The 25,579-nt window shown below is 70.7% G+C and carries 27 protein-coding genes; 12 read left to right on the top strand and 15 right to left on the bottom strand.

Annotated features, from left to right (window positions below):
• The first annotated feature begins 70 nt into the window (after nucleotides 1-70).
• On the top strand, nucleotides 71-496 hold the full coding sequence (locus G8A07_RS01775; protein WP_213086216.1) for a cupin domain-containing protein: 426 nt from the start codon (nucleotides 71-73) through the stop codon (nucleotides 494-496).
• Between the two features lie 12 nt (nucleotides 497-508).
• Here the strand turns inward: G8A07_RS01775 and G8A07_RS01770 are convergent, their stop codons facing one another.
• Nucleotides 509-1,630 (bottom strand): DUF2332 domain-containing protein, encoded by a 1,122-nt coding sequence (locus G8A07_RS01770; protein WP_195795428.1) that lies wholly within the window; start codon nucleotides 1,628-1,630, stop codon nucleotides 509-511.
• A gap of 67 nt (nucleotides 1,631-1,697) precedes the next feature.
• Here G8A07_RS01770 and G8A07_RS01765 point away from each other — a divergent pair, with 67 nt between their 5' ends.
• Entirely contained in the window at nucleotides 1,698-2,390 is a 693-nt protein-coding gene (locus tag G8A07_RS01765) for a Crp/Fnr family transcriptional regulator (RefSeq protein WP_195795427.1), read from the top strand.
• A gap of 290 nt (nucleotides 2,391-2,680) precedes the next feature.
• On the opposite strand, the gene G8A07_RS01760 is transcribed toward G8A07_RS01765, so the two are convergent.
• Both G8A07_RS01760 and G8A07_RS01755 read right to left on the bottom strand, forming a co-directional pair.
• Nucleotides 2,681-3,172, bottom strand: a complete 492-nt coding sequence (locus tag G8A07_RS01760; protein ID WP_195795426.1) for a glutathione peroxidase — start codon at nucleotides 3,170-3,172, stop codon at nucleotides 2,681-2,683.
• A 240-nt stretch (nucleotides 3,173-3,412) separates the two neighbouring features.
• Nucleotides 3,413-4,285 carry a DMT family transporter gene (locus G8A07_RS01755; RefSeq protein ID WP_195795425.1) on the bottom strand — a complete coding sequence of 291 codons (873 nt, stop codon included), beginning with the start codon at nucleotides 4,283-4,285 and terminating at the stop codon, nucleotides 3,413-3,415.
• 250 nt (nucleotides 4,286-4,535) lie between these two features.
• Here G8A07_RS01755 and G8A07_RS01750 point away from each other — a divergent pair, with 250 nt between their 5' ends.
• A complete protein-coding gene (locus G8A07_RS01750) occupies nucleotides 4,536-5,456 on the top strand; it encodes a hypothetical protein (RefSeq protein ID WP_195795424.1) in 921 nt (306 codons plus the stop codon).
• On the opposite strand, the gene G8A07_RS01745 is transcribed toward G8A07_RS01750, so the two are convergent.
• Both G8A07_RS01745 and lplT read right to left on the bottom strand, forming a co-directional pair.
• The gene (locus tag G8A07_RS01745) at nucleotides 5,414-6,589 is read right to left on the bottom strand and encodes a hypothetical protein (protein WP_195795423.1); all 1,176 of its coding nucleotides are present in this window, start codon (nucleotides 6,587-6,589) and stop codon (nucleotides 5,414-5,416) included. The two genes, G8A07_RS01750 and G8A07_RS01745, sit on opposite strands and share 43 nt — an antisense overlap.
• Nucleotides 6,590-6,660: 71 nt before the next feature.
• The gene (lplT, locus tag G8A07_RS01740) at nucleotides 6,661-7,938 is read right to left on the bottom strand and encodes a lysophospholipid transporter LplT (RefSeq protein ID WP_195795422.1); all 1,278 of its coding nucleotides are present in this window, start codon (nucleotides 7,936-7,938) and stop codon (nucleotides 6,661-6,663) included.
• Nucleotides 7,939-8,101: 163 nt separating this feature from the next.
• On the opposite strand from lplT, the gene alr reads away from it, so the two are divergent.
• Genes alr through arfB form a run of 3 tightly spaced genes read left to right on the top strand, consistent with a single transcriptional unit; the run spans nucleotide 8,102 to nucleotide 10,135 of the window.
• On the top strand, nucleotides 8,102-9,211 hold the full coding sequence (gene alr, locus G8A07_RS01735; protein WP_195795421.1) for an alanine racemase: 1,110 nt from the start codon (nucleotides 8,102-8,104) through the stop codon (nucleotides 9,209-9,211).
• A 16-nt stretch (nucleotides 9,212-9,227) separates the two neighbouring features.
• Nucleotides 9,228-9,722, top strand: a complete 495-nt coding sequence (locus G8A07_RS01730; RefSeq protein ID WP_195795420.1) for an acyl-CoA thioesterase — start codon at nucleotides 9,228-9,230, stop codon at nucleotides 9,720-9,722.
• An 8-nt stretch (nucleotides 9,723-9,730) separates the two neighbouring features.
• Nucleotides 9,731-10,135, top strand: coding sequence for an alternative ribosome rescue aminoacyl-tRNA hydrolase ArfB (gene arfB / locus G8A07_RS01725; RefSeq protein ID WP_195795419.1), 405 nt, complete (start codon nucleotides 9,731-9,733; stop codon nucleotides 10,133-10,135).
• On the opposite strand, the gene G8A07_RS01720 is transcribed toward arfB, so the two are convergent.
• Nucleotides 10,104-11,003, bottom strand: coding sequence for a DMT family transporter (locus G8A07_RS01720; protein ID WP_195795418.1), 900 nt, complete (start codon nucleotides 11,001-11,003; stop codon nucleotides 10,104-10,106). The two genes, arfB and G8A07_RS01720, sit on opposite strands and share 32 nt — an antisense overlap.
• An 81-nt stretch (nucleotides 11,004-11,084) precedes the next feature.
• Nucleotides 11,085-11,711 carry a LysE family transporter gene (locus G8A07_RS01715; RefSeq protein WP_195795417.1) on the bottom strand — a complete coding sequence of 209 codons (627 nt, stop codon included), beginning with the start codon at nucleotides 11,709-11,711 and terminating at the stop codon, nucleotides 11,085-11,087.
• A 136-nt stretch (nucleotides 11,712-11,847) separates the two neighbouring features.
• Between G8A07_RS01715 and G8A07_RS01710 the strand changes: the two genes are divergently transcribed.
• Nucleotides 11,848-12,654: a hypothetical protein gene (locus G8A07_RS01710; RefSeq protein WP_195795416.1), complete on the top strand. Its 807-nt coding sequence runs from the start codon at nucleotides 11,848-11,850 to the stop codon at nucleotides 12,652-12,654.
• A gap of 11 nt (nucleotides 12,655-12,665) precedes the next feature.
• Nucleotides 12,666-14,027, top strand: a complete 1,362-nt coding sequence (gene radA / locus G8A07_RS01705; RefSeq protein ID WP_195795415.1) for a DNA repair protein RadA — start codon at nucleotides 12,666-12,668, stop codon at nucleotides 14,025-14,027.
• Here the strand turns inward: radA and G8A07_RS01700 are convergent.
• Nucleotides 14,014-15,951, bottom strand: a complete 1,938-nt coding sequence (locus G8A07_RS01700; RefSeq protein ID WP_195795414.1) for a diguanylate cyclase domain-containing protein — start codon at nucleotides 15,949-15,951, stop codon at nucleotides 14,014-14,016. The genes radA and G8A07_RS01700 overlap by 14 nt on opposite strands.
• Nucleotides 15,952-15,971: 20 nt before the next feature.
• Complete coding sequence (locus G8A07_RS01695; protein WP_195795413.1) at nucleotides 15,972-16,778, bottom strand: ABC transporter substrate-binding protein; 807 nt, start codon at nucleotides 16,776-16,778, stop codon at nucleotides 15,972-15,974.
• Nucleotides 16,779-16,866: 88 nt separating this feature from the next.
• On the opposite strand from G8A07_RS01695, the gene G8A07_RS01690 reads away from it, so the two are divergent.
• Nucleotides 16,867-17,226, top strand: a complete 360-nt coding sequence (locus G8A07_RS01690) for an antibiotic biosynthesis monooxygenase (RefSeq protein WP_195795412.1) — start codon at nucleotides 16,867-16,869, stop codon at nucleotides 17,224-17,226.
• A gap of 3 nt (nucleotides 17,227-17,229) precedes the next feature.
• Here G8A07_RS01690 and G8A07_RS01685 read toward each other — a convergent pair whose 3' ends face one another.
• The 5 genes from G8A07_RS01685 to G8A07_RS01665 form a co-directional block, all read right to left on the bottom strand.
• The gene (locus G8A07_RS01685; RefSeq protein ID WP_195795411.1) at nucleotides 17,230-18,108 is read right to left on the bottom strand and encodes a LysR family transcriptional regulator; all 879 of its coding nucleotides are present in this window, start codon (nucleotides 18,106-18,108) and stop codon (nucleotides 17,230-17,232) included.
• Between the two features lie 9 nt (nucleotides 18,109-18,117).
• Entirely contained in the window at nucleotides 18,118-19,203 is a 1,086-nt protein-coding gene (locus G8A07_RS01680) for an ABC transporter ATP-binding protein (protein WP_195795410.1), read from the bottom strand.
• Nucleotides 19,204-19,226: 23 nt separating this feature from the next.
• A complete protein-coding gene (locus G8A07_RS01675; RefSeq protein WP_195797540.1) occupies nucleotides 19,227-20,936 on the bottom strand; it encodes an iron ABC transporter permease in 1,710 nt (569 codons plus the stop codon).
• 139 nt (nucleotides 20,937-21,075) lie between these two features.
• Nucleotides 21,076-22,437, bottom strand: a complete 1,362-nt coding sequence (locus G8A07_RS01670) for an ABC transporter substrate-binding protein (protein WP_195795409.1) — start codon at nucleotides 22,435-22,437, stop codon at nucleotides 21,076-21,078.
• 27 nt (nucleotides 22,438-22,464) lie between these two features.
• On the bottom strand, nucleotides 22,465-23,124 hold the full coding sequence (locus G8A07_RS01665; protein ID WP_195795408.1) for a histidine phosphatase family protein: 660 nt from the start codon (nucleotides 23,122-23,124) through the stop codon (nucleotides 22,465-22,467).
• A 108-nt stretch (nucleotides 23,125-23,232) separates the two neighbouring features.
• On the opposite strand from G8A07_RS01665, the gene G8A07_RS01660 reads away from it, so the two are divergent.
• A complete protein-coding gene (locus G8A07_RS01660) occupies nucleotides 23,233-23,619 on the top strand; it encodes a hypothetical protein (RefSeq protein ID WP_195795407.1) in 387 nt (128 codons plus the stop codon).
• Between the two features lie 4 nt (nucleotides 23,620-23,623).
• Here the strand turns inward: G8A07_RS01660 and G8A07_RS01655 are convergent, their stop codons facing one another.
• A complete protein-coding gene (locus tag G8A07_RS01655; protein WP_195795406.1) occupies nucleotides 23,624-24,223 on the bottom strand; it encodes a PEP-CTERM sorting domain-containing protein in 600 nt (199 codons plus the stop codon).
• 197 nt (nucleotides 24,224-24,420) lie between these two features.
• Between G8A07_RS01655 and G8A07_RS01650 the strand changes: the two genes are divergently transcribed.
• Nucleotides 24,421-25,344: a branched-chain amino acid transaminase gene (locus tag G8A07_RS01650; RefSeq protein ID WP_195795405.1), complete on the top strand. Its 924-nt coding sequence runs from the start codon at nucleotides 24,421-24,423 to the stop codon at nucleotides 25,342-25,344.
• A 14-nt stretch (nucleotides 25,345-25,358) separates the two neighbouring features.
• The gene (locus tag G8A07_RS01645) at nucleotides 25,359-25,568 is read left to right on the top strand and encodes a zinc-finger domain-containing protein (RefSeq protein ID WP_195795404.1); all 210 of its coding nucleotides are present in this window, start codon (nucleotides 25,359-25,361) and stop codon (nucleotides 25,566-25,568) included.
• Nucleotides 25,569-25,579 lie beyond the last annotated feature (11 nt).

The following is a 25,579-nucleotide window of genomic DNA, read 5'->3' as shown; positions in this document are numbered from 1 at the left end:
GGATACGCCGCCCCGGCTTGCCGCGGCGTCGCACGCCGCCCACAATCGGCCGGCAACAGGGGGCAGCAGCATGACGACGACGACGAGTCACGACGGGCGCGAGCCCCTGATCCTGGCGCCGGGCGCGGGCCGGGCCTACGAGATGGGCCGCATCGGCGCGGTCTTCAAGGCCGACGACGCCGAGACCGCGCGGCGCTACTCGATCTCCGAATGGTGGCTGGAGCCGCATACCCAGGGCCCCGGCGCCCATGCCCATGAGGAGGACGATGTGTTCCTGGTGATCGAGGGCGTGATGAGCTTCCTGGTCGGCGAGGCCTGGCACGAGGCGCCGCGCGGCAGCTTCGTGCTGGTGCCAGGCGGCGTCCGGCACGACTTCGAGAACCGCGGCGCGCAGCGCGCCGGGGTGTTCAATATCTCGGTGCCGGGCGGCTTCGAGGACGCGATGCCGGCGATCGCGCAATGGTTCCTCGAACACCCGCCGGGCCGCGCCGGCTGAGCGGGCGCACCGTCACCGCTCCAGCCATTGCAGCCAGCGCCCGTGCGGGTGCGACCAGGCCAGCGCGCGGCGCTGCAGCGCTGCGGTGGGTGCGGCCCAGCTCAGGCTCCACAGCGTGGCCGCGCCCGGGTCGGCCGGCGGCGCGGGCGGCGCCGCGAGCCCCGCGCCATGCAGGGCCGGCGACTCGGCGCAGAGCCAGGCGATGCCGCGCTCGCGCACCAGGCGCAGCAGCCGGGCCTGGTAGTCGGCCAGCGCGGCCGGGTCGAAATAGGCCAGCACCCAGCTGTTGAACAGCACCGGCTGCACGCCCGGCGCCAGAGCGTCCAGCCAGGGCTCGATCGCGGCCAGGCAGTCGTCGGCGCGCCGCACCGCGGGCCCCTCGGCGCGCGCCAGCGCAACGGCCTGCTCGAAGCGCCGCGCGCGCTCGCGGTCATGCGGCCACAGGCAGGCGCGCAGCCAGCGCACAGCGGCCTCGTCCTGCAGGTCGACCGGCGCCGGGTCCAGACCGGCGCGCTCGACCAGGCGCCATGCCGGCGCCTCGGCCGGCGGCGGCGCCTCGCCCAGCCAGTCGCAGGCGATCGTCGGCAGCTCCGGCCCGGCCGGCGCGCCGCGCTGGAAGCGTCCATAGTCGTAGCGGTAGCGGTCCACGCCCAGGGTCAGCCCGGCGCTGCTGCCGATGTCGAGCAGGGCCAGGTCTTGCCCACCGGTGGCCGCGGCCACCGCCTGCAGCGCCGGCCACAGCACCGCGCAGCGCCCGCATTCGTTGGTCTGGGTGCTGCGCGTTGCCAGTAGCTCGGTCAGTGCTGTGCGCCGGCGCCGCACGAAGTCCAGCAACAGGGCCGGCAGTTCGGCATCCGGCGCGCGGGCGCCGCCGAGGCTGGGGTAGTAGTCCGCCAGTGAATGGGCCTCCTCGCCGGCCAGCAGCTGGTCCTGCAGCGCGGCCAGCAGCAGGTTCGGCCGGCGCTGCGTAGCCGGCGCTGCGGCCATCAGGGTCAACAGCTCGGGCAGGCCGGCGATCGCCTCGCAGATCGCCACGTAGAGCGGATCCTGCGGGCATTCGAACGCGGCGAAATGGCGGTACTGCGCGGCCCAGGCCTGCAGCGCTGTGTCGTCTTCGGGTCGTTGCTCGTCCATGGCCGCCAGCTTAAGTCCGGGCTACACGCCACAATGTCGGGTACCCGACATTTTCCGCCGACCCACGATGGATGACGATGGACTGGAGCGGGCACTAGACCTGGTGCTGGCGGCCAACTTCCCCGGCCTGCGGCCGGCCGAGGCCGCGCTGCGCCGCCGCCTGCTGCCGCTGCTGAGCCTGCGCCGGCTGGCGCGCGGCCGCACCCTGTTCGCGCAGGACCAGCCGACCCGCGCCTTCTACGCGGTGCTGGCCGGCGAGGTCGAGGCGCGCTTCACCGGCCTGGACGGCACGGTCTCGGTGCTGGAGCATGTGCAGGCGCCCAAGCTGTTCGGCCTGGCCGCCTTCGCCGCCGGGCGGCCGGCCAGCTACGAGGCGCTGGCGCGCCAGGGCAGCCGGCTGCTGGTGTTCGGCGCCGAGGCCTATGCGCTGCTGATGGACGAGCTGCCGGGCTTTGCCCGCGCGCTGCTGCAGGAGTTCGCCGGCCGCTACGACGACATGCTGCGCCTGCTGGAGGCCTCGCGGCATCGCCCGGCCGAGGAGCGCTTCGCCCTGGCCCTGGCCCAGCTGGCGCGCGAGCGCGGCGGCGCGGCCGACGCCGAGGGCTGGCAGGCCGTGGCCGCCACCCAGGCCGAGCTGGCCGCGCTGGCCAATCTGTCACGCCAGACCGTCAGCCAGCTGATCGGCGCGGCCGAGGCAGCGGGCCGGCTGCGGCGGGGGTATGGGAGGCTGTGGATCCGGTACGGGCAAGCATCGCCGTAGCTGGCCGGACATACGGCCGGTTGGCTCGTGCCTCGGACCGCGCCTCCGCCCCGAAGAGGGATGGCCGCCCCTGCCTCCTTCGCCGACGCTCGCCCGCCTACTGGGATCTCGTTGGGCGTGAATTCAGCCCGCACTCAAGCCATCACAGCCAGATGGGCAAGGGGCAAGGCCAAGTGCATTTCGCATGGCTGCTGGATCTGGTCTGCGACGCATGATCGCCGGCCGGCGTTACGCCTGATGTGCGGCAATACCGCCAGGCCCCACCAAGTTCGCCACTATCGCTGCGTGCCTCAGGCCGCCAGCGCCGCCTCGATATCCGCGCGCAGCTTCTCCGGCTCCTCGTTGGGCGCATAGCGCTTGAGGACCTGGCCGTTGCGGCCGACCAGGAACTTGGTGAAGTTCCACTTGATCACCTCGGTGCCGAGGATGCCGGGCTTCTCGCCCTTCAGCCATTTCCACAGCGGGTGCGCCTCGCCGCCGTTGACCTTGATCTTGGCCATCATCGGGAAGCTGACGCCGTAGTTCATCTCGCAGAAGCTGGCGATCTCGCCATTGCTGCCGGGGTCCTGGCCGCCGAACTCGTTGCTCGGGAAGCCGATCACGACCAGGCCGCGCGCCGCATAGTCCTCCCAGAGCTTCTCCAGCCCCTTGAACTGCGGCGTGAAGCCGCAGGCGCTGGCGGTGTTGACGATCAGCAGCACCTTGCCGCGCTGGCTGGCCAGGTCGGCCGGCTCACCCTGGATCGACAGGGCCTGGAAGTCGTAGGCGGTGGTCTGGCTCATCGAGCGCTCCTCGTGGATCAGGCCCGGATGCTAGGGCCTGTCACCCGATAGAACAACCCTGCGCCGGAACTGAGAGGCGCTGCAAAGCTCCGGCCCCAGCAGGCGGCTGAGAACCGTCGCGAGGACGGCCCGCTGCTAGGCGCCCGGAGCGCAGGAACCGGAACGTCCTTCCTGTGCATGAGGATGCCGAGCACCGCGCAACGACGCAGAGGGCCGCCGCAGTAGGTTTTCAAGCGCCTGCTAGCGCCTGCGCTCCAGCGCCGCCAGCAGGGCCGCACCCAGGATCGCCAGGCCACCGAGCGCGGTCTTGAGGTCCAGCGCGCCGCCGCCCAGCCACAGCGCCGAGAGGGCCGCGGCCGGCACCTCGACCAGCATCACGATCGCCGTCACATTGGCCGGCAGGCGGCTGGCGCCATATTGCAGCGCCAGGTTGGAGAGGAAGAACAGCAGCGCCATCGCTGCCACCGGCAGCAGCCACCACCAGCCCGGCAGCGCCGGGGCCGGCACCAGGCCCGCGCCGGCCATCGCCAACGCGGCGCTGCCGGCCACCAGCACGCCGCCGCCGAACATCGCCAGCGCCCGGGCATGCGGGCTGCGCGCGGCCTCGCGCCGCAGCATCACATTGTTGAAGGCGAAGGTCAGGCCGCCCAGCACGCCCAGCCAGTCCGCCAGGCTGGCGGGCAGCGGGAAGCCGCCCTGCTCCGGCCACAGCACCGCCGCCGCGCCGGACAGGGCCAGCGCGATGCGCGCCAGCGCCAGCGGGGTCAGGTGTTCCTTCAGGATCACCCGCGCCAGCAGCACCGCCCACAGCGGCATCAGATAGAACAGCAGCACCACCCGCACCACGTCGCCCATCGCCACGCCCCAGTTGAAGGCGGTGTTGGTGGTGCCGGCGGCCAGCATGATCAGCCACAGGGCCGGGGTGCCGAGGAACTCGCGCCAGGCGCGCCGGCCGGCGGTCAGGCTGATCACGAGCATCGAGACGCTGTACAGCAGCACCGTGGTCCACAGCGGATGCAGCCCGGCGGCCTGGAACTGCCGGAACGGCCACCAGGACAGGCCCCAGATCAGGGCGTTGAAAACAAGGGCGAAATAGGGGGCGGGGGAACGCATGGGCGAGGGGAACGCCCGGCGATGCGAGGGCGGGATTCATGAAGGGGTTGGCTCGCTGCAACAACCCCCTTAAAAGCGCTGGCAAAGCCCGGTGGCCCCGGCCAACAATGCCCAGGGTTTATAGCATGGCGAAACGCGCGCCCCTGGCCTTCCAATTCGGCTGCGTGCGCGGTGCGCCTCGCCTGTCACCGATCGAGCCTTGTAGGGAGACCGCCTTTTGGATCATCTGGCCTGCTTCACACCGGCAGACTTGCCCTCGAATCCCGCGCCTTTTCTGGAGGGCTACCGCTGGCGTCTGCTGGCCCAGGGGGATTCCTGGTTCTCGGCGGCCGCGGCCAAGCTGAGCGCCCATGCCAATCTGCTGCAGGAACTGGTGTTCCAGCAGCGCGCGCTGGCCATCAACTGCGCCGGCCAGAACGAGGCCCTGGCCCATATGGTGGACCTGCAGGGGGCGCCCGAGTTCGTGCGCCTGCTGACGGCGCCGGACGCGCCGGTCTGGGACGGGCTGCTGCTCTCGGTCGGCGGCAACGACCTGATCGCCGCCGCCCGCACCCCGGCGCACCCGGTCGGGCAAGACCCGACCCCGGTCGAGCTGATCCCGCTGCACCTGCGCCTGCTGCGCCACCAGACCGAATGGGGCGCGCCCTCGCAGGGCGTGGCGCGCTATTTCTCCGAACCCGGCTGGTCGACCTATGCCGACTATCTGCGCGCCAACATCCGCCATCTGCTGAGCCTGCGCGACCAGGGCCCCTCGGCGGGCAAGCCGGTCTTCATGCATTGCTATGCAGTGCCGATGCCGCGCCCGGCCGGCGCCGAGGACAGCGGCCCCTGGCTCTACCCCACCTTCCGGGCCTACAACATCCCCGCGGCCGACTGGGCCGCGGTGAGCCGGCTGATGGTGATGCACCTGGCCCTGCTGCTGAAGAGCCTGGCGGCCGACCAGGCCCAGTTCCCCGGCCTGCAGGTGTTCGACAGCACCGCGGTGCCGCTGGCCCTGGCCACGCCGGGCACCACCGGCATCAGCGGCGACTGGCACAACGAGATCCACCTGAACCACAGCGGCTGCTTCAAGATCGGCCGCGCCTGGTCCGAGCATATCGAGCGGGTGCTGCGCGGCGAGCCGGCGCATCAGGCCGGCAACCAGTCGCAGCCCGGCAAGCGCAAGGCCTGACCCTCGTCGCGGCGCTCGCGCAGGCGCCTGATCTCGCCGCTCAGGCGCGCCCGGTCGGCCTCGGCCAGCAGCTTGATCAGCTGCAGGTCCAGTTCGGCCAGGCGTTGGCGCAGGCGTGCGGCCTCGGCCTGACGGCGGGCCTCGGCGGCTTCCAGCTCGGCCTGCACCCGGTCCGCCGCCGCATCCTCGCCGAGCCGGCGGCGCAGCCGTAGCAGCGTGATCAGGGTGCGCAGCCAGAGCTGGCGGCGCAGCTCCGGCCCGCCGGCCTGCAGCAGCTCCTCGCACAGCACGGCGGCCTCGGCCGGGCGCTGCTGGGTCTCCAGCAGCAGGGCCAGTTCGAGCCGCAGCGCCAGCGCCAGGATCAGCCAGCCGCGCTCGATGGCCTGGGCCAGCAGCTCGCGCAGCGGCGCCTCGGTCGAGGCCGGCTGGCCGCGCCGGCGCTGCCAGCGCAGCCGGTTGCCCCGCCACTGGCCGCGCACATAGTCCGGCACCTCGCCGGCCGCCAGCCGGTCGCCCTCGGTGGTGAAGCGGGCGAAGCGCAGCAGCTGCGCGTGCGCGCCGGCCTCGTCCTGCGTCACCCGCGCGTCATACAGGGTGCAGGCCAGGTGCAGGGCGTTCGAGTAGCGCAGCAGGTCGCGCGGCCGCGGCTCGCTCTGCCGCTGGAAGCCCAGCGCCTCCAGCATGTAGCGTTCGGCGCCGGTGGCGTCGCCCATCCAGAGATAGGCCATCGCGAAGCGCTCCAGCGCCAGCGCCGCCAGGTCGGTCTCGTCCAGCGCCAGCGCGTCGCGCAGCGCCAGCTGGGCGGCATGCAGGGCCGGCTCGCACAGGCCGCCATGGTTGTAGGCGAAGCTCATCAGCGCCAGCAGCTCGGCGCGCAGCCGGCTCGGCTCGGGCGGCGCCAGCGCGAGCGCCGCATGGGCGGCGTCCAGCATGGCCTCGAAGCGGTCGAACTTGCCCAGGCTGCGCAGCCGCAGCATCTGGGCCGCGAGGCGCTGGGCGGGGGTGGCGCCGCTGTCCGGGGCCAGCAGCGGCGGCGTCAGCTGCTCCAGCACCGGCTCGAAACGGCCACGCGCGAAGGCCGCCTCCGCGGCCTCCAGCTCCACCTGCCAGCGCTGCGAGGTCTCGCCGTCCATGCCTGCCTGCCGCCCATCGAGCCGCCGATGCCGACCTTTGTAGCACGCCGCCGCGCCCGGCGGGGATCAGCTCAATGGTGGTCGCTGCGCGCCACCGCCAGCAGGCGTTCCAGTTCCTCGGGGTGATTGCGGCAGTTGCGCTGGTGCCAGCGGCGGATCAGCCACATGGTGCCGGCCACGACCAGGCCGAAGATCGCGATCGCGCCGAAGGCGGACATGCCGAAGCGGGTCAGCGCGGTGTAGAGCGCGCCCAGGCCCAGGATGCAGGCCTGCTCGTTGAAGTTCTGCACCGCGATGGAGCGGCCCGCGCCCATCAGGTTGTGGCCGCGGTGCTGCAGCAGCGCGTTCATCGGCACGACCAGAAAGCCGCCGATGCCGCCCAGCAGGATCAGGAAGGGCGCCGCGACCCAGACATTGCTGATCGCGTTCATCACGATCACCAGCAGGCCCATCGCGATGCCCAGCGGGATCACGCCGGTGGCGCGGTCCAGCCGCATATAGACCGAGGCGACCACCGCGCCGACCGCGGTGCCGATCGCCACCACGCCGACCAGGCTGGAGGCCTGGGTTGTGCCGTAGCCCAGCGCCGCGGCGGCCCAGGCCAGCACGATGTAGCGCAGATTGCCGGAGACGCCCCAGAACAAGGTGGTCGTCGCCAGCGAGATCTGACCCAGCTTGTCCTGCCACAGGCGCGAGTTGCAGTTGGCGAAGTCGCGCACCAGGCCCAGCGGCGACAGGCCGACCGGCTGCAGCGGCGCGTCGGTGCGCGGGATGCGCAGATTGAACAGGGCCGCGATCACATACAGGCTGACCAGGCCGGCGATCGCCGCCTCGGGCGCGCTGTCGATGCCGGTCTCGATCATCGGCAGGTCGAATCCCAGCAGCATCGCCGAGACGCGGTCGCCGACCAACTGGCCGCCGAGCAGCACGCCCAGGATGATGGAGGCGATCGTCAGGCCCTCGATCCAGCCATTGGCCTTGACCAACTGGGAGGGCGGCAGCAGTTCGGTCAGGATGCCGTACTTGGCCGGCGAGTAGGCCGCCGCGCCCAGGCCAACGATCGCGTAAGCCAGCAGCGGATGGCTGCCGAACAGCATCATCAGGCAGCCGGCCACCTTGATGGTGTTCGAATAGAACATCACCTTGCCCTTGGGCACGGCGTCGGCGAAGGCCCCGACGAAGGGGGCCAGTACCACATAGAACAGCGCGAACATCGGCACCAGCGCGGCGCGTTGCCACTCCGGCTCGCCCGAGGTACGCAGCAGCTCCACGGCGGCAACGAACAGCGCGTTATCAGCCAGCGAGCTGAAAAACTGCGCTGACATGATGGTGTAGAAACCTTTTTTCATCTGCCCGTGAGAAAACTTCTGGTGCTTGCGATCAAGGCTGGCCTGGCACCCGGAATGGCGTTTCACAAGTGGGCACGAGCGCGGCTTTATAGCATGCAGCCATTTCGTGGGACAGCCGCATCGCTGCGGACCCGTGCAGGCAGGGGGTGCCACAATCCCGCCCATGCCGCGTCCGATCGAAGCCCTGATCCATGTTTCCGCCCTCGCCCACAACCTGGCCCGCGCCCGCGCCTGCGCGCCCGACGCCAAGGTCTGGGCGGTCGTCAAGGCGAATGCCTATGGCCATGGCATCGCCGCCGCCTACGAGGGTCTGCGCGGCGCCGACGGCTTCGCGCTGCTGGATTTCGCCGAGGCCGAGCAGCTGCGTGCACTGGGCTGGCGCGGCCCGATCCTGCTGCTGGAGGGCTGCTTCGAGACGCGCGACCTGGAGCTGTGCTCGCGCCTGCGCCTGTGGCATGCGGTGCACAACGAGCAGCAGATCGACTGGCTGGCGATGCACAAGACCCATGAGCCGCATCGCGTGTTCCTGAAGATGAACAGCGGCATGAACCGCCTCGGGTTCACGCCGCAGGCCTTCCGCGCCGCCTGGACAAGGCTGAACGCCCTGCCCCAGGTGGACGAGATCTCGCTGATGACCCATTTCTCCGACGCCGATGCGCTGCGCTTCGGCCAGGACGGCATCGCTCACCAGGTGGCGGCCTTCGAGGCCGTCACCCATGACTTGCCGGGCGAGCGCTCGGTCAGCAACAGCGCCGCCACCCTGCGCCACACGCCGCGCCTGCGCAGCGACTGGGTGCGCGCCGGCATCATGAGCTACGGCGGCATCCCCGACTTCCCGGAGCATGACGACGCCTACTGGGACCTGCAGCCGGCGATGACCTTGCGCTCCAAGGTCATCGGCCTGCAGAACCTGCAGCCCGGCGACAGCGTCGGCTACGGCAGCAGCTTCACCGCCGACCGGCCGATGCGCATCGGCATCGTCGCCTGCGGCTATGCCGACGGCTACCCGCGCCATTGCCCGCATGGCACGCCGGTGCTGGTCGACGGCCAGCGCAGCGGCACGGTCGGCCGCGTCTCGATGGACATGCTGGCGGTCGACCTGAGCGCCCTGCCTCAGGCCGGCCTGGGCAGCGAGATCACCTTGTGGGGCCGCGGCCCGAAGGGCAGCCGGCTGCCGATCGACGAGGTGGCCAAGGCCGGCGGCACGATCGGCTACGAGCTGATGTGCGCGCTGGCACGAAGAGTGCCTGTCACGATCGAACATATCGACTGACACCCAGGAGCCGCTCATGGACATGCCCGCCCACCAACTCAGCATGACGGTGCTGATGACGCCCGACATGGCCAATTTCTCCGGCAATGTGCATGGCGGCACCATCCTGAAGCTGCTCGACCAGGCCGCCTATGCCTGCGCCAGCCGCTACGCCGGGCGCTATGTCGTGACCCTGTCGGTCGACCAGGTGATGTTCCGCCAGCCGATCCATGTCGGCGAGCTGGTCAGCTTCCTGGCCTCGGTCAACTACACCGGCACCTCCTCGATGGAGATCGGCATCAAGGTGGTGGCCGAGAACATTCGCAGCCAGGTCATGCGCCATGCCAACAGCTGCTTCTTCACGATGGTGGCGGTCGACGACGAGGGCCGCCCCGCGCCGGTGCCGCCGCTGAGCCCGGTGACGCCGGACGAATGCCGGCGCTTCGCCGCCGCCAAGATCCGCCGCCAGCTGCGCCAGGAGCTGGAGCAGCGCTTCCAGGACATCCGCCAGCCCGGCAACAACGCCTGCTGATATCCCCGATGAACCTGCACTGGCAGCCGGCCGATTGGGAGCTGGAGTTCAGCTTCATCCGCGCCCAGGGCGCCGGCGGCCAGAACGTCAACAAGGTGTCCAGCGCGGTGCATCTGCGCTTCGACATCCGCCGCTCCACCCTGCCGCCGGCGATCAAGGAGCGGCTGCTGGCGCTGTCGGACCAGCGCATCACCGCCGAGGGCGTGGTCGTGATCAAGGCCCAGGAGCATCGCAGCCAGGAGATGAACCGGGCCGACGCAGTGGCGCGCCTGGTGGCCCTGGCCCAGAGCGTGGCCCATGTGCCGAAGGCGCGCCGCGCCACCAAGCCGACCTGGGGTTCGCAGCAGCGCCGGCTGGCGGGCAAGGCGCAGCGCGCCGGAGTCAAGGCCGGGCGTGGGAAGGTGCTCGAGTAGCCATCCACAGGCTGACCAGGCTCAGCCCCATGCCGGCCAGCGACAGCGGCGTCGGCCGCCAGCCCTCGAACAGCGCCGAGATCGCCAGCGCGATCACCGGGATCACGACGCCGGTCAGCGCCGCGCGCGCCGGGCCCTGGCGCTGCGCCAGCTTGAAATACAGCACGAAGGCCACCACCGAGCCCGCCACCGACAGGTACAGCAGGCTCAGCAGATAGCTCGGCTGCCAGGAGAACTGCAGCCCGGCACCGCTGAGCAGCGAGGCCGCCAGCAGAAAGGCCGCGCCATAGCCCATGCTCCAGGCCAGCACCGGCACCAGGGGCAGGCCGCGCCGGGTCAGGGTGAGCGTCAGCACATTGCCGATGCAGGCCGCCAGCACGGCCAGCAGGCCCAGCCCCAGGCCGTAGGCGGCGCTGGGCCGCGCGCCGGTGGCGGCGATCTCGGGCCAGAAGATCATCACGACGCCGGACACCGCGCCGGCGCTGGCCAGCAGGAAGCGCCGCGTCACCCGCTGGCCGAAGAACAGCCGCCCCGACAGCGCATTGCCGAACACCATCAGGCAGAACAGCACCGCCACCAGGCCCGAGGGGATGTGGCGCTCGGCCTCGTACACCGACACATAGTTGCCGCTGTACTGCACCACGCCGGTCGCCAGCATCAGGCCATGGGCCGACAGCGGCAGGCCGCGCAGGGACTGGCCCTGCCAACGCGCCAGCGCCGCCAGCAGCAGGGCCGCCAGCGCAAAGCGCCAGCCGACCGAGTTCAGCACCGGCACGCCCGCGGCCAGTTGGTAGAGGATCACATGCCAGGTGCTGGCCCAGATCAGGGTCGGGACCCAGAACAGCCAGCGGTCGGAAAGCGTAGACATGGGCAAGGAAGAGAAGAAGGAGAAAGACCGGAATGAAAAAGGCCGCCCGCTGGCGGCCTGGCTGGATCGGGTGGCCGGCGCTCAGGCCGCGCGCTTGAAGGTCGCGAGCAGCGCGCCGGCGGCGATGAAGAGCGAACCGAAGGTCTTGTTCAGCAGCTTCAGGTGGCGCTCCGAGCGCAGCGCCGACAGCACGCGGGCGGCCAGCACCGTGTAGCCGGCCATCACCACCAGGTCGGTGAACATCAGGGTGGCGCCGATCACCGCGTACTGCTTGGCCAGCGGCGCATGCAGGTCCAGGAACTGCGGCACCACGGCCAGCAGGAACACCGTGCCCTTGGGGTTCACCGCGTTGATGGCCCAGCCGCGCAGCACCAGTTGGCGGCGCGTCACCGCGCCCTCGCCGGTCTCGGCCACCATCGGCCGGGCCGGCGCGCGCCATTGCTGCACGCCCAGATAGACCAGATAGGCCACGCCCAGCCATTTGACGATCGCGAAGCCCAGCGAGGAGGCCGCGATCAGCGCGCCCAGGCCGGCGCCGACGAAGACGATCTGGGTCAGGATGCCCAGCACCAGGCCGAAGGTCGTGAAGTAGCCGCGCCTGAAGCCATGGTTCAGACCCGAACTCATCGCCGCGATCGCACCCGCGCCGGGCGACAGGCTGATCGCCCAGGCCGCGGCAAAGAAGGCCAGCCAAACCGAGAATTCCATGATGCTTACTGCTCCGCTGCTGCTGCTACGCCGGAATGCCCGGACCGGGCCGGCGTGGACGGCTTTGTAGCACGAGGGCGGCCGGTCCGCCCGGGTCCGGTCTTGCGTACAGTCGGCGCCGGGGAGGAAACACAAGATGCCCACGCGAGCCCAACGCGCCCGCGCCCAGCGTCCCTGGGTCGCCGAACAGCAGTTCGAACATCGCACCCGCGAACGGCTGCGCCGCCGGCGCTGGCTGCGCCTGCATGTCTTCCTGATCGCCAGCGTCCTGCTGGCCCTGCTGTGGGGCGGCGGCGCGGCCCTGCGGCTGGCCGGTGTCGAGTCGCTGGCCTGGCGCTATGCCCTGCTGCTGCCGGGCTGCTACTTCGCCTATCTGGGCCTGCTGCGCCTGTGGGCCGCCTATCTGCTGAGCCGCGAGGAGGCCGGGCCGGACGGGCTGGACCTGCCCCAAGGTAGTGGCGGCGGTGGCCGCGGCCAGGCCCCGTTCGAGAGCGGCGGCGGGGGCGATTTCGCCGGCGGCGGGGCCAGCGGCGATTTCGGTGACGCGGCGGCGGAGGGCGGCTCCGAGCTGGCCGGCCGCGCGCTCGAGAGCGGGGCCGAGGCGCTGGGCGGGCTGGACGAGGGCGCGGTGGTGCTGGTGCCGCTGGCCCTGGTGGCCGGCCTCGTGCTGCTGCTGGCCTCGCTGCTGGGCGCCGGCGTGTTCATGCTGTTCGGCGTCGAGGTGCTGCTGGCGGTGGCGGTCGAGGTGGCGCTGGCCGCGCTGGCCGGCGGCCTGGCCTGGCGCCGCCAGCGCCGCGGCTGGCTCGGTGCGGCCCTGCATCACACCTGGCGCGGCGCCCTGGGCCTGCTGCTGCTGGGCATCGCGCTGGGCGCGCTGATCGACCACCGGCTGCCGCAGGCGGATTCGCTGCTGGAGGCGTTCCGGCTGCTGCGCGGGCGCTGACAATCCCCCCCATGGCGAAAGAAAAATCCATCTACACCTGCTCCGACTGCGGTGCGACCAGCCCCAAGTGGCTGGGCAAATGCCCGGGCTGCGGCGCCTGGAACACGCTGATCGAGGGCGTCGCCGAGCCCGCGGGCGGCGCCAGGAATCGCTATCAGGCGCTGGCCAAGAGCCAGCCGGTGGCGACCCTGTCCGAGATCGAGGCCACCGATTTCGAGCGCACGCCCACCGGCCAGGATGAACTGGACCGGGTGCTGGGCGGCGGCATCGTGGCCGGCGGCGTGGTGCTGATCGGCGGCGATCCGGGCATCGGCAAGTCGACCCTGTTGCTGCAGGCGATCGAGGACCTGTCGGCGCGCGTGCCGGTGCTTTATGTCACCGGCGAGGAATCGGGCGCGCAGATCGCGATGCGCTCGCGCCGCCTGGGCCTGTCGGGCGCCAAGGTGCGGGTGCTGGCCGAGATCAACCTGGAGAAGATCCTCGCGACCCTGGAGGCCGAGCGGCCGGCCTTCTGCGTGATCGACTCGATCCAGACCATCTATTCCGAGCAGCTCAGCTCGGCACCCGGCTCGGTGGCCCAGGTGCGCGAATGCGCGGCGCACCTGACGCGCACCGCCAAGGCCAGCGGCTGCGCGATGGTGCTGGTCGGCCATGTCACGAAAGAAGGCGCGCTGGCCGGCCCGCGCGTGCTGGAGCACATCGTCGACACGGTGCTGTACTTCGAGGGCGACACGCATTCCAGCTTCCGCCTGGTGCGCGCGATCAAGAACCGCTTCGGCGCGGTCAACGAGATCGGCGTGTTCGCAATGACCGACAAGGGCCTGAAGGGCGTGGCCAACCCGAGCGCGATCTTCCTCTCGACCCATGGCGAGCCGGTGCCGGGCAGCTGCGTGCTGGTCACGCTGGAGGGCACCCGGCCGATGCTGGTCGAGCTGCAAGCCCTGGTGGACAGCGGCGGCCCGAGCGCGCGCCGCCTCTCGGTGGGCCTGGACCGCGACCGGCTGGCGATGCTGCTGGCGGTGCTGCACCGCCATGCCGGCGTCGCGACGATGGACCAGGACGTGTTCGTCAACGCGGTCGGCGGCGTGCGCATCGGCGAGCCGGCGGCCGACCTGGCGGTGCTGCTGGCGATCCAGGGCTCGCTGCGCGGCCGCGCCCTGCCCAAGGGCTTCATCGCCTTCGGCGAGGTCGGCCTGGCCGGCGAGGTGCGGCCCGCGCCGCGCGGCCAGGAGCGCCTGAAGGAGGCCGCCAAGCTGGGCTTCAGCGTCGCGGTGGTGCCGAAGGCGAATGCGCCGAAGAAGCCGATCGAGGGCCTGACCGTGCATGCGGTCGAGCGCATCGAGGAGGCGATGGACCTGGTCAGGGGCCTGTGAGCCCGCCCGCCGGCGGCGCGCCGACCTCGTCGAGCAGGCGCCGGCCGGCGCGCTTGTTGCGGTACATCGCGTCGTCGGCCGACTTGGTCAGGCTCAGCTCGTCGCTGCCGTCCTCGGGGTAGAGCGCCAGGCCCAGCGAGCAGGTGATCTCCAGGCGCAGCCCGGCCAGCTCGATCGGCAGGGCCACCTGGTTGAAGATCTTGTCGGCCACCACCCGCGCGGTCTCGCGCGTCACCGGGCCGGTCAGCAGCACGACGAACTCGTCGCCGCCGATGCGGCCCACGGTGTCGGTCTCGCGCACCGAGCCCTTGATGCGCTTGGCCACGGTCTGCAGCAGCTGGTCGCCGACCGCATGGCCATGGCTGTCGTTGACCGGCTTGAAGCGGTCCAGGTCCAAGAGGATCAGGCCGATGCTCTCGTTGTAGCGCCGCGCATTGGCCAGCGCGAAATGCATGCGCTCCTCGAAATGGGCGCGGTTCGCCAGCTCGGTCAGCGGGTCGTGCAGGGCCATGAAGCGCACCCGCTCCTCGGACAGGCGGCGCGCATTGATGTCCGACAGGGTGCCGATCACGCGCAGCGGGCGCTGCGCCGGGCCACGCTCCATCACGGTGGCACGCGCCAGCACCCAGTTCCAGCCGCCGCTGCCGTCGGCGACCCGGTATTCGCTGACCAGGCTGGCGCTGTGCCCGTCCAGGCAGCGCTGCAGCTCGGCCTGCACCCGCGGCAGGTCCTCCGGGTGGATGCAGGCCAGCATCTGCGCCAGGGTCGGTTCGCCCTGCCCCGGCCGCAGGCCCATGATGGCCTTCCAGCGCGCCGAGCTGCTGATGCTGCCGCTGACCACCTGCCAGTCCCAGACGCCGTCGCCCGCGCCCTCCAGCGCGAAGGCCCAGCGCCGCTCGCTCTCGCGCAGCGCCTGCGTCATGCGCTCGGCCAGGGCCAGCGCGCGGTCGCGCGCGGTGGCCAGCTGCCAGGCCAGCAGCGCCAGCAGGGCCGACAGCGCCGCGCCGATCGGCAAGGCCAGCGCCGCGCCGACCGCGCCACGCTGCTCGGCGAAGGCCGGCCGCGCCGCCAGGCTGACGGTCCAGGTATGGCCGCCCAGCACCAGGAACTCCTGGCCGCGCAGCAGCGCCTCGCCGCCGCGCCCGCCGGCCGAGCGGAACAGCAGCTCGGCCTCGCCCAGGTCCTGGCCGTCATGCACCTGCAGCTCCAGGCCCGGCGCCAGCTCGCCGTAGAGGCTGGCCATCAGCTCCGGCACCAGCACCGGCGCCACCACCCAGCCGCGCAGGCGCTTGCGCCGCTCCTGCAGCGAGTCGGGCGGCTCGTTGCCGCGATAGACCGGCAGCGCCATCAGGAAGCTGGCCGGCGCCGCGCCGTCCGCCGGCGCCAGCCGGGCCGACAGCGCCAGCCGGCCCGAGTCGCGCGCCGCCTCCAGCGCGCGGCGCGGCACCGCATCGGCCCAGAGGTCGCGTCCCAGCTGCACGCGGTTGCGCTGCACGTCCGGCTCCAGCTGCAGCAGCGGCGCGTACTGTTCGCGCACACCGGGCGGCCAGAGCGGGGGACGCTTCAGCCGGGCCAGGTCCTCCGGCGCCAGCGGCTCGGCCCAGCCCAGGCCCTGCAGGCCGGCATAGTCGGCGCCCAGCGGCAGCGCATCGACATAGCGGCGCAGCGCCTGTTCGTCGACCTGGGGCTGAGCGTCGAAGAAGCCGCGCAGGCCCTGCAGCAGATGCTCATGCGCGGCCATGCGCTGCTCGATGCGCAGGCTGGCGTCGCGCAGGCTGGCGTCGAAGTCGGCGCGCAGCTGGCGCCGGTCCTCATGCGCCTGCTGCTGCCAGTACAGCAGGGTCAGCCCGAGGCCGCCGGCCAGCACCAGCAGCGGCAGGCCGCGCCAGCGCAACCAGCGGGATGAGGTACTGCGGCTGTCCAAGGGCGGGGCTCCAAAGGCGCTCAGAACTGCACCATCGTGCGGGCCAGTTCCGGTTTGAAATATCTCTCGAAGATGCGCTGCACCGTGCCGTCGCGGCGCATACCGTCGACCAGCGCACGCCATTTGGCCTGTTCCGCCTCCGGCAGCGCGGCGCGCGACATGATCAGCCCGTGCGGCACCGGCGCATCGCCGAACTCGAGGATCTGGCTCAGCGCGCGGATGCGCTCGGACTCCAGGGTCGGGTAGTCGAAGGGCTCGATGATCATGGCCTGGATCTGGCCGGCCACCAGCGCGCTGAACAGCGCGCTCAGCCCGGACGACAACACCAGGCGCTGCTGCGCGTCGAGTGCGTCGACCAGGCGATTCGCGCTCTCGCTGTAGCGGAAGCTGCGGATCACGCCCAGCTTCAGGCGCGGGTTGCGCTCGAACTCCTCCAGCTTCGCGATCTGCGCGTCGCGCCGTACCAGCAGGTAGTACTTGTTGCTGAAGTACCAGGCGAAGGCGGCGAACTTCTCGCGCGCCGGATTGCTGATGCCCGAGAGGCTGAAGTCCAGCGCGCCGGACTCGATCAACTGCCAGATGCGCGCGCGCGGCAGCAGCGAGACATGGAAGCGGCAGCCGCTGCGGCGCGCCAGCTCGTCGGCGAAATCCTTGTCGATGCCCTCGGCCGTCTCGGCCGAATAGAGCAGGCCATGGTCGTGCAGGCCCAGGCTCAGCGGGCGGTCGCAATCGGGCTTGCCCGCCGGCGGGGCCGGCTGGGCCCAGGCTATGCCCGCGCCCAGCAGGGCGCAGACGCACAACAGGCGCGACCAGCGACCAGACCTCATTTGTTCTTGTTCCTTGCAGCGGGCCGGCTGGGCACAATGCCGCTGCCGTCCGAGCGGCAAGAATACGCTATTCGCACAGGAGCAAACCATGTCCGGCTTCGCGCCTCGCCCCCAAACGCCCTATTACGCGGTGATTTTCACGAGTCAGCGCACCGCGCTGCAGGCCGGCTACGGCGAGACCGCCGACCGCATGGTGGCGCTGGCCGCCGAGCAGCCCGGCTACCTGGGTGTCGAGAGCACGCGCGGCGAGGACGGGCTGGGCATCACCGTCTCCTACTGGCGCAGCCTGGAGGACATCAAGGCCTGGCGCGCCGTCGCCGAGCACCGCGCCGCCCGCGATCAGGGCCGTGCCGACTGGTACAGCCACTACGAGCTGCGCATCGCCAAGGTGGAACGCGCCTATGGCTGGGACGCGGTGGACGACGCGCCCGGCGATCCAGGTCTGTGAGGCTCAGGCCCAGACCGACTGCACGGCGGAGCTGAGCGCGACCACCAGCGGGTCGCCGACCCGCTCCACCGCGCTGCAGAAATACAGCCGCGCGTCCACCCGCGCATGGCCCCAGACCACCCAGTCGCCGCGCTCGACGCCGGCCAGCGCCACCTCCTCGCGCAGCAAGGCGCAGGCGCTGCCGGCGCGCACAAAGGTCTCCAGCGCGCTGGTGTCCTCGCTGCGCACCACCACGTTGGGCGCCAGGCCCTGCTGCTCGAACAGCTGGCGCAGCATCAGGTGCACATGCGAATCGGCCACCCCATCGACCCAGGGCAGGCCGGCCAGCACGCGCCAGCCGCCGCGCTGCATCTCGCCGGCCAGGCGGGTCGGGAAGGCGATGCGGTAGCTGACCGAGCGCAGCGCCAGCCAGTGCAGATTGCGCGGCGGATGGGCGGCGATCGCGAAGGCGCCGGACAGGGCGCCGCCGCGCACCTGGTCCAGCAGCTGGCCGACCGCCTGGGTATGGGTGTGCAGCTCGACCAGGGGCAGGTCGCGCTGCACCGCCAGCGCCAGCGCACCGGTGCGCAGGAAATCGGAGGTCTCGCCCGGCAGACCCAGGTCGAGCCGGCCGCTGAGCTCGCCCTGCATGCTGCGCGCCAGGCCGCGCAGCTCGCTGGCTGCGGCCAGCAGGGTCTCGGCCTGCGGCAGCAGCTTCTCGCCGGCGCGGGTCAGGCTCATGCGGCCGCCGCCGCGGTCGAACAGCGCCACGCCCAGGCTGGACTCCAGGCCCTTGATCTGGCCCGTCACCGCCGGCTGGGTCACGCACAGCACATCGGCCGCCTTGGTCACATTGCCGACGCGGGCCACCGTGACGAAGGCCCGGATCTGATGCAGTTCCATCGCCGGCGCTCAGGCGCCGAACAGACGGACCTGCGAGGGCTCGATGCCCAGGCTGACCTGGCCGCCCAGCGGGAAGGTGGACAGGCCGGCATGGTGCGGATGGTCCACCGCCAGGTTCTGCGCGCCGACCCGCACCCGGTAGCGGGTGAACTCGCCGAGGAACTCGCTGGCCTCCACCGTGCCGGGCATCCAGACATAGCGCGCGTCGCGCACCGCGTCGGCCACATCGATGCGCAGCGAATGCGGGCGGAAGCTGACCTGGATCTGCGGCGCCTCCGGCGCCTCGGCCTGCAGCGGGAACTGCAGCTCGCCGACGCCCTCGACGTCCAGGGTCAGCAGGTCGGCGCGGCGCGTGCGCACCTTGCCGGCCAGCAGGTTCATCGTGCCGACGAAGTTGGCGACGAAGGTGTTGACCGGGTAGTCGTAGAGCGTGGCCGGCGCGCCGACCTGCTGCACCACGCCCTTGTCCAGCACCGCCATGCGGTCGGCCGTGGTCATCGCCTCCTCCTGGTCATGGGTGACGAAGATCGTCGTCAGGCCCAGGCGGCGCTGCATCGCCAGCAGCTCCTGGCGCATCTGCACGCGCAGGGTCTTGTCCAGGTTGGACAGCGGCTCGTCGAGCAGCAAGACCTTGGGCTCGATCACGATGGTGCGCGCCAGCGCGACGCGCTGCTGCTGGCCGCCGGACAGCTGGTTGGGCCGCCGCTGCGCATAGGCCGACAGGCCCACCAGCTCCAGCGCCGCGCCGACCTTGGCCTTGATCGTGGCCTTGTCGACGCGCCGCTCCACCAGGCCGAAAGCGACGTTGTCCCACACCGTCATGTGCGGCCACAGCGCATAGCTTTGAAACACCATGCCGACATCGCGCTCCCAGGGCGCCTTGGCGCTGACGTCCTGGCCGTCGATCAGCAGCTGGCCCTGCTGGTGGCGGTTGAAGCCCGCGATCAGGCGCAGCAGGGTGGATTTGCCCGAGCCCGAGGGGCCCAGCAGCGCGAAGAACTCGCCCGGCTCAACATCCAGGTTGACGTCCTTCAGCACCTCGGTGCTGCCGTAGGCCAGGCGAATGTTGCGGCATTGGACCGGTACTTTTTTCATGCTGTCTGTCTCCACTCTTGTTCTCAGGGCTTGGCCGGCACGCCAGCGGGCAGCGGCGGCAGCGCTTCCTCATCGACCGGCCGCTCGGCGAAGCGGCTGCCGGTGCGTTCGACCACCACATGCGAGAGGTAGGTGCCCAGCGCCACCACCAAGATCGCCAGCACCCCCAGCGCGGCGCCCGGGCCGCGGCCCGCGACGCTCTGCATATAGAGGTAGATGCCATAGCTCATCGGCGCCTGCGATTCGGCCGAGGACAGCAGGATGGTGGCCGACAGCTCCACCGCCGCCGTGATGAAGCTGGTGACGAATCCCGCGAGTATGCCGCCAGCCATCAGCGGCACGACGACGCGCCGGATCGTGCTCAGCTTGCCGGCGCCCAGGCTCTCGGCCGCCTCCTCCAGCGAGACATGCACCTGCTGCAGCGCCGCCACGCAGGAGCGCAGCGCATAGGGCAGGCGCCGCACCGCGTAGGCCAGCATGATGACGATCCAGGTGCTGGTCAGCAGGGTCTCGGTGCCCGGCACCATCACGCCCTTGAACAGGCGCAGATAGCCGATCGCCAGCACGATGCCCGGCACGGCCAGCGAGGCGGTCGCGATCCAGTCCAGCCATTTGCGCGCCGGCAGGGTGGTGCGCAGCATCAGGTAGGCGATCGTCACGCCCAGCAGCACGTCCAGGCCCGCGGCCAGGCCGCAGTAGATCAGGGTGTTGCGGATCATGCCGCCGGAGTCCTGGAACACGGTCTGGTAATGCGCCAGCGTGTAGGCGTCGGGCAGCGGCGAGAAGCTCCAGACCTGGGCCAGCGACAGCAGCAGCACGCCCAGGTGCGGGCTCAGCACGATCAGCAGCACCACCGCGATCCAGCCATAGGCGGCCAGCGAGCCCAGCGGCGTGAGCCGGCGGCGGGCGATGCTGGCGCCGCCCTTTTGCAAGGTCGAGTAGTCCTTGCCGGCCAGCATGCGCGCCGACAGCGCCATCGCCAGGATCGAGAACAGGATCATGATCACGCTGATCACATAGCCGGTCGGATCCTCCAGGCCCACCTGGGTGATGCGCAGATAGGCCTGCGGCGCCAGCATATTGGTCTGGCCCAGCACCAGCGGCGTGCCCAGGTCGTCGAACACCTTGACGAACACCAGCGAGGCGCCGGCCACGAAGCCCGGCATCGCCAGCGGGAAGATCACGCGCCAGAACAGGCGCAGGCCCTTGCAGCCGAGGTTCAGCGCCGCTTCCTCCATCGCCCCGTCGATATTGCGCAGCGCCACCGTCAGGTTCATCAGGATGAAGGGGAAGTAATGGATGGCCTCGACGAAGATCACCCCGTTCAGCCCCTCCATGATCGGGATGCTGATGCCGAAATGCTCATTCAGCAGCAGGTTGATCGTGCCGGAGCGGCCGAAGATCAGCTGCATCGCCGCCGCGCCGACGAAGGGCGGCATGATCAGCGGCAGCACGCCCAGGGTCTGAATCAGCAGCGCGCCGCGGAACTGGAAGCGCACAGTGAAATAGGCCAGCGGCACCGCGATCAGCGCGGCGAACAGCGCCGACATCGTCGCCACATAGAGGCTGTTGGCGAAGGACTCGCGCATCAGGTCCTGTTCCAGGAAGGCGCCGAAATGCCCCAGGGTCAGGCCGCCATGGGCGTCGACGAAGGCGGTGTGGAACACCTTGCCGACCGGCAGCACCAGGAACAGGGTCAGGAAGGCCAGCACCAGGGCGCCGGCCAGCCACATGCCGGGCCGCACCTGGCCCAGCCAGGCGGGACGCCAGCCGCGCGGCGCGGCGTCGGCTGCCGCCGTATCGATCACGGTAGACATAGCTTGTTGCTTTCTCAATCTTCAGGGAAGCCCGCGCCCGGCACGGGGCGGTGCGTCAGCGGGCGGCGGCCAGGGCCTGCTCGGCGAAGGCCTTGGCGCGGCCGTAGTTGTCGCGCGCCTGCGAGTTCCAGCGATCCTCCAGGCCGGTGACCTGCTTGTTGGCCGCGGCGTCCTTCTTGTTGGCGGTGAACAGCGCCAGGAAGCTCTTGTCGCCGGCCATCGAGGCGCCGACGATGGGCGTGAACGCCAGGTCGCGCGCCTGCTTCAGCAAGGCCTGACCCTGGGCGTTGGGCTTCTTCGCCAGCGCGGCGGCGGCGGCGTGGATGGCCTTGGTCGCCTCCCTCAGCTCCTTGTGGCGGAAGGTGATGGTCTGGTCGAACATCGAGGAGACCACGTTGTAGCGCGCCTCCGAGAGGTCGGAGTCGAAGCTGACCTTGGCGCGCTTGGCGATCTCGAAGGGGTTGGGATAGGCCGGCGGCACCTTGCCGCCCAGCGCCGCCGGCGGCAGCACCGGCAGGCGCGAGATCTTCGGATCCAGCAGCAGCAGCTGGCCCTCGGTCGAGACACTGTAGGCGATGAAGCGGCGCGCCTCCTCGGGGTTCTTGCTGCCGTTGATCAGCGCGATATTGGCCGGCACCACCGCGGTCACGTCCGGGTAGGTGAACTCGACCGGGAAGCCGGAGAACTTGCCGGCCAGGCCGAAGAAGTCGATCACCAGCCCGATGCCGAACTGGCCGTTGTTGACGCCATCCGGCACGCCGAAGCTGCGCTCGGTGATCGCCGCGCTATTGCCCGAGATCTGCAGTAGCTGGGCCCAGCCCTTGTCCCAGCCCTCGCCCTGCAGCAGGGTCTCGACGGTCAGGTGCGTGGTGCCGGAGCGCGAGGGTGCGCTCAGCGAGACATGGCCGAAGTAGACCGGCTTCATCAGGTCCGCCCATTGCGCCGGCGCCGGCAGCTTGTGCGCGCTCATGTAGCGGGTGTTCCACATCAGGCCGTAGCCGGCCAGGGCCTGGCCCAGGTAGAGGCCGTCGGGGCTGTTGATCGGATAGCTGCCGACCTTGGCCGGCACCGCCTTGTTGGCCTGCTCGGCCACATTGGCCAGCAGCTTCTGGCCGGCCAGCACCTCGAAGGCATCGGGCGCCGAGGCCCAGAAGATGTCGGGCCGCTGGCCCTCGGGCAGCTCGCGCACATAGGCGATGCCCTGCACCGTGCTCTTGTTCAGGATCTCCAGCTTGATGCCGGGGTTGGCCTTCTCGAACGCGCTCTTGTAGGCCTGGGTCAGCTCTTTCGGGAAGGAGGTCACCACGGTCACGGTGCCGGCCTGCACGGCCGCGGCGGCGCCGAGCAGCAGCAGCGGCGCCAGCAGGCGCCTCAGCAGGGCGGGTGCGGTGGCGCGGGTTCTGTTGTGGTTCGCCATGGTTGTCTCCTGGTTGGAATATGTGTGTCAGGGCGCGGGGAACAGGTCGGGCTGGTCGTCGCGGCTGCGCTCGCCGAGATGGGCGGTGCCGCCCCACTCGAGCAGCTGCAGCCCGGCGGGGCCGTGGGAGAGGCGGCTGAGGGCCGCGTTCTCCAGGCCCCAGCGGCGCGGCGCGTCGAGCGGCAGGCCGGCGGCGGCGCGGTACAGGCAGTCCAGCACGCCGCCATGGCAGACGATCGCGATGCGCTGCCCGGCATGGGCGCGGGCCAGCGCCTCGACCGCGGCGACACAGCGCTGCGCGAATGCGCGGCGGGTCTCGCCGCCCTCGGGGCCGAAGTCCGGCTCGCGGCGCTGCCAGCGCGCGGCCGCCTCGGGCCAGCGCTGGGCGATCTCGTCCGCGGTATGGCCCTGGAAGCAGCCGAAATGCTGCTCGCGCAGCGCCGGCTCCCGCCGCACCGGCAGGCCCAGCGCCGCGCCGATCGCCGCGGCGGTGTCGGCGGCGCGGGCCAGGTCGCTGGTGTAGAGCGCGGCCAGCTCGCGGCCGGCCAGGGCCGCGGCGGCCTGCTGCGCCTGGGCGCGGCCGGTGGCGTTGAGGCCGATGTCGAGCTGGCCCTGGTAGCGGCCGTCGCGGTTCCAGTCGGTCTCGCCATGGCGGATCGCCAGGATCTCGGTGGGGTGGGCTTGCATGGCGGCCATCCTGCCCAGGCTGGATCGGGGCGTCCAATCAGACCTGCTGATGCGCGCCATCAAGCGCAGGGGTTAACCCGCGCGCCGCACGGGTTAGCATGCGGCCCCATGAATCAATGGATCGGTGGGGCGCTGGCCCTGGCCGCCCTCGTGGTGGGCGGCATTTTCTTTGGCTGGAAGGGCGTGATCCTGGCGCTGACCGGGGTCGTGTTCTGGCTGCTGATGCAGTTCACCCGGTTGATGCGCGTGATGCGCATGGCCAACAGCTCGCCCGTCGGCCATGTGGACAGCGCGGTGATGCTGAACGCCAAGCTGAAGCCCGGCATGAAGCTGGTCGAGGTGCTGCCGCTGACCCTGAGCCTGGGCCAGAAGGCCAGCGACGCGCCGGAGACCTATGTCTGGACCGACACCGGCGGCGTGCGCGTCGAGGTGGTGCTGGAGCACGCCCGCGTGGCGCGCTGGACCCTGATCCGGCCCGAGGCGGCCGGGCAGTGAACGCTCAGCGGCGCGCGCGGCGCCGCGCGATGAAGCCGATCGCGCTCAGCCCGGCCAGCATCAGCGCATAGGTGCCGGGCTCCGGCACCGCGGCGGCCAGCGGCGGCGCCGACAGCGCGTTGCCGATGTAGACCGCATGCGACAGGCCGCCAGTCTGCTGGCCGACCACGCCCTTGACGTCGAAGCTCAGGCTGTTGATGCCGGCCGTGCCGCCGTCGAACAGGTAGAGGCTGTAGCGGTTCGCCTGCTTCAGGCCGATCACGAACAGGCCGGTGGCGCGCTGGTCGTTGTCGAAGCTGAGGCTGAAGTTCTTGCCGTCGCCGGTGAACAGGCCATTGCCGGCGGCGTCGCTCTTGCTGTAGAGCATGCCGGCGCTGTAGCTGAAGCCGTTGTCGCCGAACTGGCTGTTCAGGGTCGCGATCTGCGCGCTGCTCAGCGAACCGCCGAGATTGCCCTCGAAGGAGCCGGCGCAGTCGATGAAGGCCGCGTGGGTCGTGCCCGCGCCGCAGGCCGGGCCGCTGTCGGCGGGTTTGGCGGCCAGCGCCAGCGAGCCGGACAGGCCCAGGGCGGCGGAGAAGGCAGCGGCGGCAAGCTTCTTGTACATGGCAGACCTCGATTCACAACAGGTGTGGCGCGACTCTAGGGCTTGCCACGGCCGCACCAGCGTCGGCGCCCCCCGCGCCTGCGGGGCTGCGCCACAGCGCCGGGGCGATTGGCGTGACATATGCCGCGGCCGCGGCCGGTCGCGCCGGCACGCATAAAATCCCTGCCTCATCTGCCCCCTAGCAACAGGAGTACCTCATGTCCATGGAAGACCGCGACGGCAAGATCTGGATGGACGGCCAGCTGGTCGACTGGCGCGACGCCAAGATCCATGTGCTGACCCACACGCTGCACTACGGCTGCGGCGCCTTCGAGGGCGTGCGCGCCTACAAGACGGACAAGGGCACCGCGATCTTCCGCCTGCGCGAGCACACCGAGCGCCTGTTCAACAGCGCCAAGATCCTGCGCATGAAGATCCCGTTCACGGTCGAACAGATCGAGGAAGCACAGAAGGCCGTCGTGCGCGAGAACCAGCTGGAAAGCTGCTACCTGCGCCCGCTGACCTGGATCGGCTCCGAGAAGCTGGGCGTCAGCCCCAAGGGCAACAAGATCCATCTGATGGTCGCGGCCTGGGCCTGGGGCGCCTACCTGGGCGAGGAAGGCCTGAAGCGCGGCATCCGCGTCAAGACCAGCAGCTACACCCGCCACCACGTCAACATCACGATGACCCAGGCCAAGGCGGTGTCGAACTACTCGAACTCGATCCTGGCCAATATGGAAGCCCTGGACGACGGCTATGACGAGGCCCTGCTGCTGGACAGCGCCGGCTTCGTCTCCGAGGGCGCGGGCGAGAACATCTTCGTGATCAAGAACGGCGTGGTCTACACGCCCGACCTGTCGGCCGGCGCGCTGAATGGCATCACCCGCAACACCATCTTCGCGATCTGCCAGGACCTGGGCCTGAAGCTCGTGGAGAAGCGCATCACCCGCGACGAGGTCTACATCTCCGACGAGGCCTTCTTCACCGGCACCGCCGCGGAGGTGACCCCGATCCGCGAACTGGACCGCATCGAGATCGGCAGCGGCAGCCGCGGCCCGATCACCGAGAAGATCCAGGCGGCCTTCTTCGACATCGTCAACGGCCGCAACCCCAAGTACGCCGAGTGGCTGACCCTGGTTTGAGAGAGAAGAACATCATGAGCAACGAAGTCAAAGCCGTGGTCGAAGTGACCGCCAAGGACGTGCAGGGCCCCGGCGTCGTGGCCTGCCCGAATCCCAAGATGACCCTGTGGAGCACCCACCCCAAGGTCTTCATCGACATCACCCACGAGGGCGGCGGCAAGTGCCCCTATTGCGGCACGGTCTACAAGCTGAAGGCCGGCGAAGTCCTGCACGCGCATCACTGAGGCCCCCAGGG

This window comes from Roseateles sp. DAIF2 (assembly GCF_015624425.1).
Taxonomy (GTDB): Bacteria; Pseudomonadota; Gammaproteobacteria; order Burkholderiales; family Burkholderiaceae_C; genus Kinneretia.
Note: the sequence above shows the minus strand (reverse complement) of the source record. Positions and strands in the feature narration are given on the sequence as shown.